Consider the following 15473-nt stretch of genomic DNA (forward strand, 5'->3'; position numbering starts at 1 on the left):
TGTGCTCTTTAAACATATAATTAGACCGACGATTAACCACGAGGCATCCCCAAAGAAGCGTCCAAGGGAAGTTCGATCACAAAACTCGTCAACTGAGAATTGGATTCCGCTCGAATTGTCCCGTGATGCTGTTGAGCAATGCCTTGTGCAATGGCAAGGCCCAAACCGGTACCAGAGATATTTTTGTTTCCCGATTGGTCAACACGATAAAAACGATCAAATAGCTTGCTCAAACTCGACTTAGGGATCTGCTCGCCATCATTTTGCACTTTAATCTCGACCTTGTCTTCCTTTGTGGCTGCGGTCAATTTGATAAAAGTCATGGTTTTGCCATATTTAAAAGCATTATTGATCAGATTCATGAATAAACGAGCCAATTTTTCCGGATCAGCCACGATCTGAATCTGGTCCGGGTGAGTCAGACTAGACATTGTAATAGCGTGTTTGCGAGCCTCCAACTCAAACTGCACAATCAGCTGGTCAAAAAATTCAGAGATTTCCATCGGCTGGAAATGCAGATTTTCGCCGCTAGTCTGTGTTTGGGAATAGGAAAAGAGATCTTCCACCATCGATACCAGCTGCTGTGCTTTGGTATAGGCAGTTGAGGCATGCTTACGCATCTGATTAACCGGCATATTCGGGTTCGATTCAATCAGACCCAGATAACCAATAATTGATGTCAGCGGTGTTCTCAAATCATGGGAAACATTAGTGACCAACTCCTGCTGCTTGCGTTCATTTTGACGTTCTGTATCAAGGATTTTCTGTTTTGAGGCTGTCATTTGATTGATTTGCAAAACGAGGCTCGTGACCATAGGATCAATCGATGACATTTTAATCTGATCATTATCTTCTGTTTGATTAATTTTCGTAATTTCAGCCGAAAGCCGTTTTAGCTGAATTTGCTGATATTCACGTAAAAATAAAAATACCCACAGCGCAATACCCAGCAGCAAGATCAAAACAAAGCCCCACCATTGGTAATTTGCTGGTGTAAAATTTTTGCCATTAAACAAAATATATGCCGTCGTTTCAAAACGCCCGCGGCCAACTTTAAAATCACCGGATATGAGTGCTGCAATTAAGCCAAAAACAGCCCAGTCTAAAAGAAGCAGTACGAAGGCCGCGACTGCTCCAAAAAGAATCAGATGAATAATTTCTCTAGCTGTTAGTTTCATAGGCTAATTGATTTCGACTTTGTAGCCAACACCCCAGACGGTTTGAATGACTTCATCACCGTTTGTACTCTCCTTGATTTTGTCGCGTAGATGGGAAACATGAACCATCACCGTCTTTGCTGAAACGACAGATTCGGTCTGCCAGACACGTTCAAAAATTTCATCTGCAGAAAAGACCCGATTCGGGTGGCTAGCCAGCAAATAGAGGATGCCGAACTCCAAGGCTGTCAATTGAATCACTTCACCAGCAGCTGTTTTCACCTCATGAGAATCTTTATTGATTGTCAGAGCGCCGGCATCAATAATTTCAGGCGCTTCGTCTCGGACTGCATTTGACGACCTGCGCAGCAAAGAGCGGACACGAGCCATCACTTCCAATGGATTAAAGGGTTTTGTCACATAATCGTCTGCACCGGTAATCAGGCCCTGAATCTTGTCCATATCGCCCGTTTTAGCAGAAACAATCAAAATAGGAATATTTGTATCCTTGCGAACGGCTTTGACCACATCAAAGCCGTTCATCCCCGGCATCATCACATCCAAAATCATAAGTGCGATATCTGGATTAGTATTGAGTTTTGAAAGCGCCTCTTCGCCTGAATAAGCCAAAATAGGGTCATTGCCCTCATTTCGAATATAAATCTCCAGTAATTCAGCAATTTCTTTATCGTCGTCAACCACTAGAATTTTTGTCATTACTTCTTCGTCCTAACTTTTTTCGCTTTCGGATATTTCTCGCGATACTTAAGTGCTGCATTTGTTGCCAAGCTGCCAATAATTAAAATTCCCTTTGGCAACGGTGACTGCCTGCGCCAAATATAATAAACTGCCGCACCAACCACCGCAATCGTAAATAGCCATGCTGAATTGAGTGCTGGATTTATAACAGGCGGAATAATCAAAGCCAAGCCGGAAAACGCACCAACCCAGACCACACCGGCAACTAAGGTGAATAAGACCCGTTGCCAAACAGGGCGCCGCTCTTTTTTACTAGGATTCGGGCTGACAATTCTAAGAACAAAGACATAGGCTGCACCGGTAATAATCGCCCAGATAAACAACGTCACAACACCTACGCCTTGGTTTCGGCCATTACTGGTCAGCATTGTCAAGCCATACAACGCTGCCAGTATAATCAAAAGCGTCCAGCTGGTATCAATGAATTCCAGCCAAAAACTAAAGTCAAATAGCTGCTCACTGATTTTTGGACGCGCACGTCTATCAGCGGGTGCAGCCTTTTTCCCTTGCTGCATCTGTGCAAGTTTTCTTCTACGTTCAGCTGCGCCCTTAGGGTCGACTAAATCCTGGTAATATTCACTGGGAGTGCCAAAAAGTTGACGAGCCGTTTGACCAGTTTTTTGTCCTGCCAAAAGTTTTTCAGTGACATTGCTGATTGTTGAATTTGTTTTATCATCATCAAAACTTTTCGATTCGCCGAGAAGTTTTGTTAAATGAAAAACAAATTCCTGATTTCGTTTAGAAAGTTCGGAATTTGCCATGAAGCCTCCGTGTAAAATTATACTAAAAAGGCGAACAAATTCTTAAGATTGTTCGTCCGCGTTTGAATTTGATTAAACATTGAAACGGAAATTGATAATATCGCCGTCAGCGACCAGATATTCTTTGCCTTCAGAACGAAGCTTCCCAGCTGCTTTCACAGCAGCCATCGAACCCAATTGATCCAGATCCGTATAGCTGACAGTTTCAGCTCGGATAAAACCTCTTTCGAAGTCGGAATGGATAATACCGGCTACTTGCGGTGCCTTCATGCCTGCTTTAAAAGTCCAAGCACGGGTTTCTTTACCGCCAGCCGTAAAGAAAGTCCGCAGGCCCAGCAAATGGTAGGCCGTTCTGATCAGACGATTTAATCCAGCCTCTTGTACGCCGGCCATTTCCAAAAAATCAGCTTTATCGCTTTCAGCCATTTCAGAAATTTCTTCTTCTGTTTTCGCCGCTAAGCCAATAACTTCCGCGTGATCTTTGGCCGCATAATCAGCGACTACTTGGTAAAGAGGTGATTGAGAAGGATCGGCCATGTCATCCTCAGCGATGTTAGCTACATAGAGCATGGGCTTGTCAGTCAAAAAGAAGAGGCCGTGCACAATTTTAGCTTCATCCGTATCAAATTCGAGGCTACGGACCGGTTCTCCAGCCTCTAAAACGGGTTTGATTTTTTTTAATAATTGATATTCAGCAATGGCTTCTTTATCTTTAGAATTGACAGCTGCCTTTTCAACTTTGCTATAACGATTATTGACATGATCTAAATCAGCAATAATCAATTCTGTATTCAGTGTTTCAATATCTTCTAAAGGATCAACCTTACCAGAAACATGTGTAATTTCTGAATCTTCAAAAGCTCGGACAACTTGGATAATCGCATCAGTCTGGCGGATATTTTCCAAAAACTTATTGCCTAATCCTTCGCCTTTAGATGCGCCTTTGACAATACCGGCAATATCTGTAAATTCAAAAGTCGTGGGCACGACCTTATCGGCTGGCTCGATTTCTTGAATTCTGACCAAACGTACATCTGGTACTTCGACAACCCCAACGTTTGGTTCAATTGTGGCAAACGGATAGTTGGCCATTTGAGCACCAGCTTTCGTGATCGCGTTAAAAAGGGTCGATTTACCTACATTGGGCAGACCAACAATTCCTGCAGTTAATGACATATTTACTCCTGATTCCTTATTTATTCTACTATTTAATTTCCGGCAAACAAAAAGGCCTCTTCAGCCCTTAATAATTTTGCTCAAGCGTTTTTCAAAATCTTGGCGGGTCATCATAATCACACGATGGCAATTCGTACATTCAATCTTAATATCAGCACCCATTCGAACGATTTTCCAAGCATTCGCCCCGCAAGCGTGTGGCTTTTTCATTTCAACAATTGTATTTAGCGTGTAGTTCATTAAATTTAGTCGGCATTAACACCGAGTATTTCCAAAATACGATTTAACTCATCTTGATCCGAAAAACTGATTTCAAGTTTCTTTTTAGATAAGGAAACTTTCGTTGAAAACTTATCTTCAAGTCGTTTCTCGATTTCCTCGGCATAGATATTAGTCTCACTATGTTTTTTCGTCAACGAAACCGGCTGCTTTTGGCTCTGCCCGCGAACTAATTCTTCGACTTGACGGACAGATAATCCTTCTGACACAATTCTGTTGGCCAGCGCCACCATCTCGGCTGGTGTATCCAAGCCCAGCAGAGCTCTGGCATGCCCCATAGCGAGCCTGCCATCGATCATAAACTGCTGAACCGCTTCTGGCAGATTCAATAAACGCAACGTGTTTGTAATTGCTGCTCGTGACTTGCCCAGTTTTTCAGCTACTTGAGACTGCGTCAGAGCCAGCTCCTTCATATACGAATTAATGCCCTGTGCCTCTTCAATCGGATTTAAATTCTCCCGCTGAAGATTTTCAATGATAGCCAATTCAATCATGGCACTATCTGAAAGCGTCTTTTCAATAACCGGCACTTGAGTCAAACCAGCTAACTTTGCCGCACGAAAACGACGTTCTCCAGCAATAATTTGATAACTGCTGCCGTGTTTTCTGACAATCAAAGGCTCGATCAAGCCAGTTTGCTTCAGCGATTGTGCCAGCTCAGCCAAAGCCGTCTGATCAAAAGTCTTTCTGGGTTGATATGGATTAACTTCTAATGACGACAGTTTTAATTGTAGTAACGATTGGCCAGCCGTGTCTTTTGGAGCAACTTTTGCAACAGCCTGCAGCGTCTTTTGATCATCCTCATCAGAAAACAAAGCATCAATACCACGGCCTAAGCCGCGTTTATTCGCCATCTATGGTCGCCTCAAACTCGATAACCGTATAAAAATGGCCGGGTTCATGACGATGATTAACATCTGGTGTTCCTACAAAAGAAGCAACAACATGTCCACCAGAATATGCCAGATAGTCATTTACCTTCTGCTCGTGAAGGTGATAATCACCAGCAGTATGTATAATTTCAACTTGGTTCACTTTCTTCTGTGCCATCTTTGCTAATAATTTCCTTTACTAATTTATTGTATGCCCGTGCACCCGATGAAAAACCGGCAAAGTCAAAAATTGACTGCCCAAAACTCGGAGCCTCTGTTAAACGCACATTGCGAGGAATCGTAATCGAATATGTTTCCTCTGGAAAATGCTTTTCAACTTCCGCCACCACTTGCCGGCTTATTTTTGTGTGTGTAGTCATTGTCATCAAAATACCTTCGATCGTCAAGCCTAAATTACCATGTTCTTTAACTAAATCAATGGTTTTTTTAAGTTGGGCCAAGCCTTCCAAAGCAAAGTATTCTGCTTGAACAGGAATCAAGACAGAATCAGCTGCCATTAAGGAATTTAAGGACAATAATCCTAATGCTGGCGGGTTATCGATAATCACAAAATCATAATTTTCTTTTTCCTGGGCAATTTTCCGTTTGAGGATCATTTGCCGATTTTTCTTCTTGGTCAATTCAATCTCTGCACCGGCTAATTCCGGTGAAGACGGCAGGATATCAAAATTATCTGTCCGCTTGAGAATGGCAGATTTAACCGAACGATTAGAAATTAAAACATCGTAAGCATCAAAATTAATCTCTTTTTTGTCAACACCAGCGCCCGAAGTCGCGTTGCTTTGAGGATCCAAATCAATCAAAAGAACTTTCTGTCCATTTTTAAGCAAACCAGCTGCGATATTCAAGGCTGTGGTTGTTTTACCAACACCGCCCTTTTGATTTGCCAGCGCAATTACTCTAACCATTTTTCCCACCAATTGGCGATCTTTTTGGCGTACCGGCCTTCCGTGGATACTTGTTTTTCGTTGGCTCAATCTTATCGACCACTATCAAAACACGCGGATCGCCATTGGGCAATTCGAAAGAAAATGACTGTGAAGCGCGGCCGCCTAGTTCTTCGAGTGCTTTGCTGGCGTGGAAAATTTCGTTTTCATCGTGAACGGTCTTCATGAGAATTGCTTTGCCGCCGACCTTAACAAAGGGTAACAGCAGTTCTAATAAAGTATTGGTTCCCGATACAGCCCGCGCAATGGCAAAATCATATTTCTCACGAAAATTAGGATTCTGCCCAAAATCTTCGGCACGGCCATGAACGGTCTCAACGTCATCTAACGACAGTTTCCTAACAAGCTTGTCCAGAAAAACAATGCGTTTCTGCAGCGAATCTAACAAGGTCAGCTGTAAATTTGGATCGGCAATTTTTAAAGGGATTCCTGGAAATCCAGCTCCGGACCCCACATCAATCAACGAGAATTTTATAGTTGGATTCGGCACCGGCAGAAAGATCAAGGGTGTCAATGAATCATAAAAATGTTTCAGCCAAATATCCCCTGGTTCTGTAATAGCTGTTAAGTTAACTTTTTCATTGTAGGCCAGCATAAAAGTCAAATATTCTCTAAAAAGACCAATTTTCTGCTCTGAAATCGGCAGACCTTGTTTTTCCAATGCTGATGCAAATTCCTCAGGCGTCATTTTTATTCTCCTTATTAGCAGATTTTTTCAATAATTTCGCTGAGTCCGCTGAACTAACTTCGCCCACAGCATGCTGTTCATCTTTTTTTAATTGATAAATGTTGTAAACAAAAATCACGAGAGTTCGGATAATTGCATATATCGGCACGCCCAAAATCATTCCCGGCAATCCCCAAATATTACCGGCAGAAAGCAGAATGATAATAATGGTTAAGGGGTGAATTTTCAAATTACGCCCAATCACATTGGGATAAATCAGGTTGCCATCTAATTGACTAACAATGATAACGACCAAAGCCACAGCCAAAACTTGTTGTGTGCTAATTGTGATCGCAATCAACATGCTGGGTACCATACCGATAAAGGGGCCAACGTATGGTATTAAAACGCACAGACCTGCAAACAACCCTAACAAAGGCGCAAAGGGCTGCCGAATAATCAGATAACCAACCATGACACAGATCATGACAAACAGCGCTTCGATAAATTGCCCACCAATATAACGGCCGATGGTACTATTCATGCGTGCCGCCAAATCGTTGACCTCTTTAGCGCGGCTAGGAAAAATAAAATGGTTCACAAAGGGAACGAATCGATCAGCATCAGCCAGCATATAAAAGAGCATGATCGGAATTGTAATGATGTTGATCGTAAAAGTAGTCAGAAAGGACAGAGCATTCCCCAAGCTGCTGAGCGAGACTCTGAGAAAGGTTGACGAATATTTACTGATTTGCTGTTGAAAATCATTGGTCCGAATCTGCCAGCCGAGTTGTTTAAACCAAGTTGATCTTAACCAACTATTCACATTTTTCCTGATACCATTTGCAAAATCGGGCAGCGTTCCTAAGAGATTGCTTATTTGACCAATTAATTGGGGCAGAAAGGTCACAAATAAAGATGCAATAATAATCAGAAATGCTGTGAAGGTCAAAACCACAGCTAGCATGTGTTTCAGATTAAAATGTTTTTCCAAAAAATCAACTACCGGATGCAGCAGATAATACAGGAAACCCGCCGCAATAATCGGAATAAAAATTGTTCGGAAAAAAATGCCAATTGGCTCAAAAATAAAGCTCAGCGAAGAAAGAACTAAGATCAAGATTGCGAGCAGCAAAACTTCAACGGTCCAGTAAAGCAATCTATTTTTTTTGATAAATTCCATTAACTAAATTATAGCTAAGATTGCCGTCTTACTTGCTTTTTCGGGCAAAAGCACGTAAAATAAACAATTGCTTAAAATATTCCTAGAGGTATAGTAATGTCTAATAAAAATTTAACCGGCAAGTCGCCTTTCAACAGCTTCTCAACACCGCGCCCTGTCTCTCACAACCAACAAAAGAAAAACCAATTAAAGCGTACTGCTCAACTGCAGCAATGGGCTAAGGGCGTCGAAGGCGTCGAGCTTCCTAAAGCTGTTAAGATTAACGGAAATTGATTAAACTCGCACTTATCTGCGGGTTTTTATTTGTGGTAAGGACTGCCTTCGTTGATCATAAAGGCCCGATATATCTGTTCGGACAGTACAACTCGAGCCAATTGGTGCGGCAAAGTAATACGGCCAAAGGAAATTTTTTGGTCCGCTCGCTGTTTAACTGCGTCAGATAACCCTAAAGAACCGCCAATCACGAAATCAATTGTTGAAAAGCCATCTAGGGGAATCAATTTTAGCATCGAGGCTAATTCCGGAGAAGAAATAAGTTTGCCTTCAATCGCCAAGACAATTACATAATCTCGGGGACCGATTTTGTCCAACAAACGCTGGCCTTCTACTTCTAAAATTTCTAAATTTTCTGCTTGACTGGCCTTTTCAGGAGTAGCTTGATCCTTAACAACACAAATTTCCGTCTTGGCAAAACGTGAAAGCCGTTTTGTATATTCGGCCAATGCTTGCGAATAGTATTTTTCTTTAATTTTGCCAACGACGATAATCCGAATATTCAGCATATAAACAATTATACTGTTCGTCTACTTTTCCACTTTTCCACACGAACAAAAAAATTTTTCGATAATACAAAAAGCCGATTTCTCGGCCTTTAGCGTGTTCGTATCCAAAGTTATCCACAGATTTTAGAAAACCTTAATAATTTGTGGATAGCTATTCTTTTAAGGATTCACTCATTTTAACGGTGACAGTTTTTTGATCAGCACCGCGATAAAAACGGATTCTGACCGAATCGCCAACAACCATTTTGTAGATAATATCCCGCATGTCCGCTAAATCACTAACGTGCTTGCCATTGACAGCAACAATCACGTCATAACGCTTCATACCAGCTTTTTTGGCTGGTGATTTGCTATCCGAAAAACCAGCAATAACAATGCCGCCTTCGACACTATTAGGCAGTTTCAAACGATTCTGCCTATCATCAGTGGAAACCTCGCTGAGATCAACTACTTGTACGCCTAAGGCCGGACGAGTCACCTTGCCATCCCGCACTAATTTATTCACAATATCAACAACTGTGTTTGATGGGATCGCAAAACCCATCCCCTCAACAGATTCGCCGCTGGTCGTCTGAGTCAATTTTTGAGAATTAATGCCAATTACTTGTCCAGCTGTGTTAACCAAAGGCCCGCCTGAATTTCCCGGATTAATCGCGGCATCAGTCTGAATGGCGACCGAATCGCCATAATTCGTTTTACCATCCTCGGATGTATTTGAGACAAGTCTTTTCGGTGCTGAAACGATGCCTTGAGTCACAGAAGAGGCATAATCAGTTCCAAGAGGCGATCCAATGGCCAAAACAGTCTGGCCTGTCTGAATTTGATTTGAATTGCCGAATTGAGCAACGGATTTGACACTACTATTAGGAATTTGCAGGACCGCTAAATCTGTCATCGCGTCCGATCCGATTAATTTGGCCGTTACTCGCGTGCCATCATATAAAACGACTTGCAGACGGTTAGCACCTGCAACCACGTGCCGATTGGTCACAATATAAGCAGCTGCATCAGCAGAGCGGTATATAACACCCGATCCTTCAGATACGGTCTGCAGGCTATTACCGGATGAACTGCTGGAACTGGCAAAAAAACTATCAGCCGAGCTGCTGCTATTACGCTGTTGGTTAAGTACTGAAACAACAGCACCCTTTAAGTTGTTATAAACCTTACTGGCATTTGTTTTTCCAGAAATCACAGGTGCTTGAATTGTTTTTCGGCCGGACAAACTAGAAAAAGTCGGCCCATTGGTCGAGCCGTTCGTCTGCAGATAAAGATAACCAGCCCCAGCGGTAATACCACCACCAAGAATACCGGCAAGTAAAATCGTCACCAATAGGCGGCCGCCATGATTATGGTGATCATTTGTGCCTTGATCGTTTATGGTATTTTGTTTTTTTTCTTGATTTGAATCTTCAGTCACTGCAAAGAGCCTCCGTCAAATATTATCTGGATTAAAGATTAAAGGAACATTAATTGAAGTCGAGTTTTGATGCACTCATATCAACTTTTGGCAAAGTAACAAAGAAAGTCGTACCGACATCAACAGTGGATTCAACACGTATTTTGCCATTCAAAGCTTCAACAACTTCTTTTGAGATAGCTAACCCTAATCCTGAACCACCTTGCTTTCTGGCTCTGGACTTATCTACACGATAGAAACGGGTAAAGATATTATCTAAATCTTTTTTAGGAATACCAAGGCCATGATCTTTCACGCTCAAAACGATACTACGATCAGTCTCTTGGATATCAACTTCAACATTGCCACCATCTGGTGAATAATTAATGGCATTATTGATCAAATTATCGACAACTTGAATGAACTTCTCCGAATCGATTTCAACATAAGTCGATTTTGCCTGGTCATAGTTTCGAATGATGTGGTAAGTATGATTGGCGTGCATCGAATGGCCTTGTTTGAACATGACATCGAAACGATCAATCACGTAATTCATAAACTTTGTGAAATTAACCGGTTCGGTTTCCATTTTAGTCCGCCCTTGATCCATTCTTGATAATTCAAGCAGATCGTTAATCATACGAATCATACGCTGGGTCTCATCATGAGCAACACCCAAAAATTCAGTCGCAATCTCCTTTTGCGATAAGGCACCTTCCTGTAAGGTTTCGATATAAGAGTTGACGGATGTCAATGGTGTGCGCAATTCATGGCTAACATTGGAGACGAAGTTCTTCTGATCAGTTTCCAACTTCAGCTGCCGCGTGATATCACGCAAAACAACAACACCGCCGGAAATAAAACCCGATTGACGACGCACAAGGCTGGCAACAATATTTAATGTAATGCCGTTAGAGCCATCAGGCTGAACGGCAAAACCATGTGCAGACTGAAAAAGATCCCGTAGCGTGATTCTCTTATCAACAAGCTTAAGGAGATCAGAAATATTATGCCCGACTGCACTGTCCGAATTCGACAAATGAAGCAGATCCAGTGCCGCCTGGTTAATAATCGTAATCGTCCCGTCTCGCGTGATCGCTAAAACACCATCGGTCATGTTGGATAAAAGAGAATTCAGACGATCCCGCTCCATATTAGAAATCGCTGTCTCAGAAGCAATCGTATCTGAGAGATCGTTAATCTGGGTAGCCAGGATACCGATTTCATCTTTTGACTTAATCGTATTTCTCCGCGAATAATTGCCACGCGTGATTTGCCCCGTCTGATCTGCCAATTCTTTGATAGGCTGTGTCAACAGGCGTACCATCAAAAAACCAATCATAATGGCCATCAGCAGCGGAATAAACAAAGCACCAATAAACATACTGGTGATGTTTGCAATTGAAGCATAGATGGATTCCATGCTAGCTGTATAAACCAGCACACCTACAGTTGATTTACGATCACCGGGCTTTGTTTCCAGAGGTACCATCAATGTTTCATAGCGGCGGCCCAAAAGGCGCGTGCGAAAACGCCGCGTATAGGAATCGCTGCTGGATAAAGCCCGATAGATATTGTTACGTGCTCGGCTGCTCGTCACCGAAGAACTATCAATACCTTGTCCGACCAGCTGCTTCATTTCAACAGTCAGGCTGCCGCGGATAACGCCTTTTTGATCAACTACATAGACATAATCCTGATCAGTAGCGCCACCAATCGTAGACAATGTCTCGTTGATTCGCTGATTAGCCTGACTAGTATCAGAAACTTGCAGATCGGAGATCAGCTGGTTTTCAATTGTTTTCGGAATTGAGACACGCGCATCAAAAGACTGTATCAGCTGTGACGAATATTGATTGACAAAAAAAGCGCCAACTAGACCCAGAGTTATCAGCGTAATAGATGTGAAGATCAAGGCAATTTTAAAATGGACTGATCGAAAGAATCTGGAAATAGAGTTGGAAATATTATTCATATGTTACTTATTTATTTATGGACACTATCTGGTTTGATGAAATAACCAACTCCGCGTTTTGTAATTAGAATTTCAGGACGGCTAGGCGCGTCTTCAACCTTTTCGCGCAAACGGCGAACGGTCACATCAACGGTTCTGACATCCCCAAAGTAATCAAATCCCCAAACCTCGGTCAGCAGGGCTTCACGAGTTAGCACTTGTCCTGGGCGACGGGCTAAATAATGCAAAAGGTCAAATTCACGGTGAGTCAAATCCAGATCAACACCATTTTTTGTGACAGTATAAGCATCAGGTTTAATGACAAGATCAGCAACCTTAATTTCTTTTTGCGACTTGCCGTCAGCAGCGTCAACACCTGGCAGCGTTGCATCTTGTCGGCGTAAATTAGCTTTTACCCGCGCTACAAGTTCGCGATTAGAAAAAGGTTTGGTTACATAGTCGTCAGCGCCCATCTCAAGGCCGACAACTTTATCAATCTCGCTGTCTTTGGCGGTCACGATAATGACAGGTGTCGATGATTTAGAACGGATCTGACGCAAGACTTCTGTACCCTCTATTTCCGGCAGCATCTGGTCTAAGAGCACCAGATCTGGATTTTCTGCGGCGAAAACATCCAAGGCTTCGCGCCCGTCAAAAGCAGTTACGACATCGTAACCCTCTTTTTGCAAATTAAATTTGATGACATCAGAAATCGGCTTCTCGTCATCAACAACTAGAATTTTGCTCATATTTAATATTATACCAGCCAAGAAATAATTTATTTAGAGAAAGGCGGTTTGTGCTTGTATATTCGCAGGCAGTCGTGATAAAATATTAACTTGTTCGGATGCTTAGCTCAGCTGGCAGAGCAACGGACTCTTAATCCGTGGGTCCAGGGTTCGATCCCCTGAGCATCCAGAGCTATATGTTAGCAAGGCGCTTTAACCGCAAGGTTAGGCGCTTTTTGTTTGTTTAAGGGGTGTAGATAAGTTCCTTGGTTACTTAAAAAAGGACCCAAAAAAGTAACCACGTTTTTTTAAGAAAGAAAGGAAAGTAGATGGCTTTACACACACCATCGGTAACTTAACTAAATTAGAAAAGAGATGAACACATGACTGAAGCAATTATGATACTTTCGCAACTATAAGGATACTTGGCAAGCACTCAGAGAGTGTGCCAACGTGATAGATGGTTCAAAAACAGTTCTGAACCTACATTCAGGTAACGCCGATGGTTTTCCGCCTATTGACGATACAAAAGAGCTTTACAAGCGCTGGGAAGATTATCAGGTACTCAATGCCCTTGCCAGTTCATTAGTCCATCTCACAAAACAAGCCAGCCAGCTTATTGGAAAGATTGACTCAGGCCACTTAATAACACCAGTCTATTCGCTGATTCAAAGACCACTCTGACCCACCTACTTTATCTGATAACGTAAAATACGTCCAACAAGCAACGGCGAGCTAAAGGTTGTGATGAAAAAATTAAATAGTAAAAATTAAGCCCATCGAATTTATTCCCGTGGGTCTTTTTCATTCGAGACATTTTTAAAATTTAAAAAAGAAAAATGAAAAACCAACCACACAGCCATCCTTAAAAGTCGTTTAATATTGTTAGATATATATCTTATAGGGAGCTGCCATGGATTTAGACATTTTACTAAATAATTTTTTTACACGACCTTCTTTTAGGAGGATCATTTCAGAAAATAAGTTAAATCAATATCATCATCTGGTTTCAAAAATCAACTTAGATGTTAGCGACAGTTCTAATAACTTGAATGTGATTGATTCTATCTACAAATACATGGGCAAGAAACACAGAAATGAATATTTTTACAAAAATGATTTATTAAACAAGATTGTTCTCGGTCATCACAGCATCAATACATCAGTGGCCTTGCGAGAACTGCCTATCTCTAAATCTATCGCTGATTTTATTGTGATTAATGGTGTTGCAAAGGTCTATGAAATTAAAACAAAACTTGATAATCTTGACAGGCTTGAGAGCCAATTGCAAGACTATTACAAGGTTTTCGATCTTGTTTATGTCGTAACTGATGAAAGTCATTTATCAGGTGTCATTGAAATTGGAAAAGGCCTGCCTATTGGTATTTATACATTAAGCGAGGCTAATACGCTTCGTACGGTCAGAGAAGCGAGATCGTATCAAACACTATTTGATCATGAAGCAATGTTTAAAGTCTTGCGTAAAAAGGAATACGAGACGATAATCAAAAACGTGTATGGAGAACTACCTCGCGTGTCTGATTTTGAGTATTTTCGGGAATGTTTCAAATGGTTTTCTCAAATTGATCTCGCTGATTGCCATGACAGGCTGGTGAAATTATTGAAAGCAAGGATCACTATTAAGAAGCACAAAGATGCTTTTCTCAGGGTTCCGGTTAGTTTGAGAGAAATAGTTTATTTTTCGGAGTATACCGAATCCGACTACTCTCGCTTACATGATTTTTTAGAATCTAAATTTTGAAAGAAGAAATTATGTATTTTCCCTATCTATATGGCAAGAAGAATGAACTTGCCGCGCTTAAGGAGCTAAGTGATTTAAACAATCTTTCTAAATCAATAGTTCCTGTGATTGAACCAGTTCCCGCAAATTTTGCAACAAAGGAAATGAACGGTAAAAAGGTTAATAAGTCACACGTTTTAAATAATTTAATCAGAAAATTCGTAGAAGAGAAAAGAAAGATCGCGATTGTACAAAATCCGAGAAATCTCGGAGGAGTCTCGTATGTAAATCAAAATGATCCCGAAATTTTTGATCTTGTTTCATCACCTTTCTATATTCCGGTGTATGCCTATAGGTACAAAAATTCTCGCAACGCTTTCAACCTTTCTCCTGATCAAAATGGCATTGCAATTTTTGATAATCAGATTTCCAGTGATGATATTGACGATTTCAAAGAGCTACAAAATGACTCTCAAGTTTGGAAAATGTTATCCATTGCTTCGGAGATTGCACCATCAATTTCAAGTAAATTTATTGTATTTGAAGACAAATTTTTAAAAAGAGCAAAAAACGCTGAATATATCAAGTTCCCCGACGAATTTTTCTCTTCGGACTATCTGAGATATACAGATCCAGAATATATTGGTTTTGGCGACTATTCGATGACTGGTTCGGAACTGACGAAGGGTTTTAGAGCTCGTGCTGTTGCGATACACATTATTTATTTTGATAAAAATATGAAATTAAGAATTAAACATTTTGTCTCTGACAGCAATGAAGATTATTCAGATCAGGCGGGTAAGTTACAAGAGGCAACTGATAAGATTTCTCTTTGGCTAAATTCATCTGAATTCAGCACTTTACCTGTAATTAATAACAGCCCCTTCCTTCATCAAATAATTAGTTTAGATCATTACACCGGCTTGGGATTTATAAAGAAGTTGTCGCTTGAACATCATTTAGACATTATCAGTAGGTATTTGGATAATAATTTTGATGAAGTTGTTGCAAACTAAATAAATAAATTAAGGGTGTCTGGTCTTAATT

At 41.2% G+C, this 15473-nt stretch carries 18 protein-coding genes and 1 tRNA gene; 5 read left to right on the forward strand and 14 right to left on the reverse strand.

Annotated features, from left to right (window positions below):
- Positions 1-32 precede the first annotated feature (32 nt).
- From ABF487_RS05940 to ABF487_RS05985, 10 genes are all read right to left on the reverse strand, one after another.
- Positions 33-1178, reverse strand: coding sequence for a sensor histidine kinase (locus tag ABF487_RS05940; RefSeq protein ID WP_007744814.1), 1146 nt, complete (start codon positions 1176-1178; stop codon positions 33-35).
- Between the two features lie 3 nt (positions 1179-1181).
- Positions 1182-1874, reverse strand: a complete 693-nt coding sequence (locus ABF487_RS05945) for a response regulator transcription factor (RefSeq protein WP_007744816.1) — start codon at positions 1872-1874, stop codon at positions 1182-1184.
- A complete protein-coding gene (locus tag ABF487_RS05950; protein ID WP_007744817.1) occupies positions 1874-2677 on the reverse strand; it encodes a DUF1129 family protein in 804 nt (267 codons plus the stop codon). Before ABF487_RS05950 ends, ABF487_RS05945 begins: the two co-directional genes overlap by 1 nt.
- Before the next feature lie 72 nt (positions 2678-2749).
- Positions 2750-3853, reverse strand: coding sequence for a redox-regulated ATPase YchF (gene ychF, locus ABF487_RS05955; RefSeq protein WP_007744818.1), 1104 nt, complete (start codon positions 3851-3853; stop codon positions 2750-2752).
- A 60-nt stretch (positions 3854-3913) separates the two neighbouring features.
- A complete protein-coding gene (locus ABF487_RS05960; RefSeq protein WP_007744819.1) occupies positions 3914-4093 on the reverse strand; it encodes a DUF951 domain-containing protein in 180 nt (59 codons plus the stop codon).
- A gap of 5 nt (positions 4094-4098) precedes the next feature.
- Positions 4099-4986, reverse strand: a complete 888-nt coding sequence (locus ABF487_RS05965) for a ParB/RepB/Spo0J family partition protein (RefSeq protein ID WP_007744820.1) — start codon at positions 4984-4986, stop codon at positions 4099-4101.
- Positions 4976-5182, reverse strand: a complete 207-nt coding sequence (locus ABF487_RS05970) for a hypothetical protein (protein WP_007744821.1) — start codon at positions 5180-5182, stop codon at positions 4976-4978. The genes ABF487_RS05965 and ABF487_RS05970 overlap by 11 nt, the downstream gene beginning before the upstream one ends.
- Entirely contained in the window at positions 5154-5933 is a 780-nt protein-coding gene (locus ABF487_RS05975) for a ParA family protein (protein ID WP_007744822.1), read from the reverse strand. Before ABF487_RS05975 ends, ABF487_RS05970 begins: the two co-directional genes overlap by 29 nt.
- Positions 5926-6660: a 16S rRNA (guanine(527)-N(7))-methyltransferase RsmG gene (gene rsmG, locus ABF487_RS05980; protein WP_007744823.1), complete on the reverse strand. Its 735-nt coding sequence runs from the start codon at positions 6658-6660 to the stop codon at positions 5926-5928. Before rsmG ends, ABF487_RS05975 begins: the two co-directional genes overlap by 8 nt.
- Positions 6650-7822 carry an AI-2E family transporter gene (locus tag ABF487_RS05985; protein WP_007744825.1) on the reverse strand — a complete coding sequence of 391 codons (1173 nt, stop codon included), beginning with the start codon at positions 7820-7822 and terminating at the stop codon, positions 6650-6652. The genes rsmG and ABF487_RS05985 overlap by 11 nt, the downstream gene beginning before the upstream one ends.
- Positions 7823-7918: 96 nt before the next feature.
- Here ABF487_RS05985 and ABF487_RS05990 point away from each other — a divergent pair, with 96 nt between their 5' ends.
- A complete protein-coding gene (locus ABF487_RS05990) occupies positions 7919-8095 on the forward strand; it encodes a hypothetical protein (RefSeq protein ID WP_007744826.1) in 177 nt (58 codons plus the stop codon).
- Between the two features lie 26 nt (positions 8096-8121).
- On the opposite strand, the gene rlmH is transcribed toward ABF487_RS05990, so the two are convergent.
- The 4 genes from rlmH to yycF all read right to left on the reverse strand — a co-directional run bounded on the left by rlmH (position 8122) and on the right by yycF (position 12706).
- A complete protein-coding gene (rlmH, locus tag ABF487_RS05995; protein WP_007744827.1) occupies positions 8122-8604 on the reverse strand; it encodes a 23S rRNA (pseudouridine(1915)-N(3))-methyltransferase RlmH in 483 nt (160 codons plus the stop codon).
- 151 nt (positions 8605-8755) lie between these two features.
- Positions 8756-10024 (reverse strand): S1C family serine protease, encoded by a 1269-nt coding sequence (locus ABF487_RS06000; protein WP_415634807.1) that lies wholly within the window; start codon positions 10022-10024, stop codon positions 8756-8758.
- A gap of 49 nt (positions 10025-10073) precedes the next feature.
- A complete protein-coding gene (locus ABF487_RS06005; RefSeq protein WP_007744829.1) occupies positions 10074-11978 on the reverse strand; it encodes an ATP-binding protein in 1905 nt (634 codons plus the stop codon).
- A gap of 11 nt (positions 11979-11989) precedes the next feature.
- The gene (gene yycF / locus ABF487_RS06010) at positions 11990-12706 is read right to left on the reverse strand and encodes a response regulator YycF (protein WP_007744830.1); all 717 of its coding nucleotides are present in this window, start codon (positions 12704-12706) and stop codon (positions 11990-11992) included.
- 96 nt (positions 12707-12802) lie between these two features.
- Between yycF and ABF487_RS06015 the strand changes: the two genes are divergently transcribed.
- The 4 genes from ABF487_RS06015 (at position 12803) to ABF487_RS06030 (ending at position 15442) form a co-directional block, all read left to right on the forward strand.
- Positions 12803-12875, forward strand: a tRNA-Lys gene (locus ABF487_RS06015).
- Positions 12876-13138: 263 nt separating this feature from the next.
- Positions 13139-13369, forward strand: a complete 231-nt coding sequence (locus tag ABF487_RS06020) for a hypothetical protein (protein ID WP_415634808.1) — start codon at positions 13139-13141, stop codon at positions 13367-13369.
- A gap of 229 nt (positions 13370-13598) precedes the next feature.
- On the forward strand, positions 13599-14447 hold the full coding sequence (locus tag ABF487_RS06025; protein ID WP_415634809.1) for a sce7726 family protein: 849 nt from the start codon (positions 13599-13601) through the stop codon (positions 14445-14447).
- Entirely contained in the window at positions 14444-15442 is a 999-nt protein-coding gene (locus ABF487_RS06030) for a sce7725 family protein (protein WP_415634810.1), read from the forward strand. Before ABF487_RS06025 ends, ABF487_RS06030 begins: the two co-directional genes overlap by 4 nt.
- Positions 15443-15473: the final 31 nt, after the last annotated feature.

It is taken from the genome of Oenococcus sp. (assembly GCF_047725585.1).
Taxonomy (GTDB): Bacteria; Bacillota; Bacilli; order Lactobacillales; family Lactobacillaceae; genus Oenococcus; species Oenococcus kitaharae_A.

Coding starts and splice junctions, on each gene's coding strand:
- ABF487_RS05940 (WP_007744814.1), bottom strand. CDS start 1,178: ATGAAACTAACAGCTAGAGAAATTATTCATCTGATTCTTTTTGGAGCA.
- ABF487_RS05945 (WP_007744816.1), bottom strand. CDS start 1,874: ATGACAAAAATTCTAGTGGTTGACGACGATAAAGAAATTGCTGAATTA.
- ABF487_RS05950 (WP_007744817.1), bottom strand. CDS start 2,677: ATGGCAAATTCCGAACTTTCTAAACGAAATCAGGAATTTGTTTTTCAT.
- ychF (WP_007744818.1), bottom strand. CDS start 3,853: ATGTCATTAACTGCAGGAATTGTTGGTCTGCCCAATGTAGGTAAATCG.
- ABF487_RS05960 (WP_007744819.1), bottom strand. CDS start 4,093: ATGAACTACACGCTAAATACAATTGTTGAAATGAAAAAGCCACACGCT.
- ABF487_RS05965 (WP_007744820.1), bottom strand. CDS start 4,986: ATGGCGAATAAACGCGGCTTAGGCCGTGGTATTGATGCTTTGTTTTCT.
- ABF487_RS05970 (WP_007744821.1), bottom strand. CDS start 5,182: ATGGCACAGAAGAAAGTGAACCAAGTTGAAATTATACATACTGCTGGT.
- ABF487_RS05975 (WP_007744822.1), bottom strand. CDS start 5,933: ATGGTTAGAGTAATTGCGCTGGCAAATCAAAAGGGCGGTGTTGGTAAA.
- rsmG (WP_007744823.1), bottom strand. CDS start 6,660: ATGACGCCTGAGGAATTTGCATCAGCATTGGAAAAACAAGGTCTGCCG.
- ABF487_RS05985 (WP_007744825.1), bottom strand. CDS start 7,822: ATGGAATTTATCAAAAAAAATAGATTGCTTTACTGGACCGTTGAAGTT.
- ABF487_RS05990 (WP_007744826.1), top strand. CDS start 7,919: ATGTCTAATAAAAATTTAACCGGCAAGTCGCCTTTCAACAGCTTCTCA.
- rlmH (WP_007744827.1), bottom strand. CDS start 8,604: ATGCTGAATATTCGGATTATCGTCGTTGGCAAAATTAAAGAAAAATAC.
- ABF487_RS06005 (WP_007744829.1), bottom strand. CDS start 11,978: ATGAATAATATTTCCAACTCTATTTCCAGATTCTTTCGATCAGTCCAT.
- yycF (WP_007744830.1), bottom strand. CDS start 12,706: ATGAGCAAAATTCTAGTTGTTGATGACGAGAAGCCGATTTCTGATGTC.
- ABF487_RS06025 (WP_415634809.1), top strand. CDS start 13,599: ATGGATTTAGACATTTTACTAAATAATTTTTTTACACGACCTTCTTTT.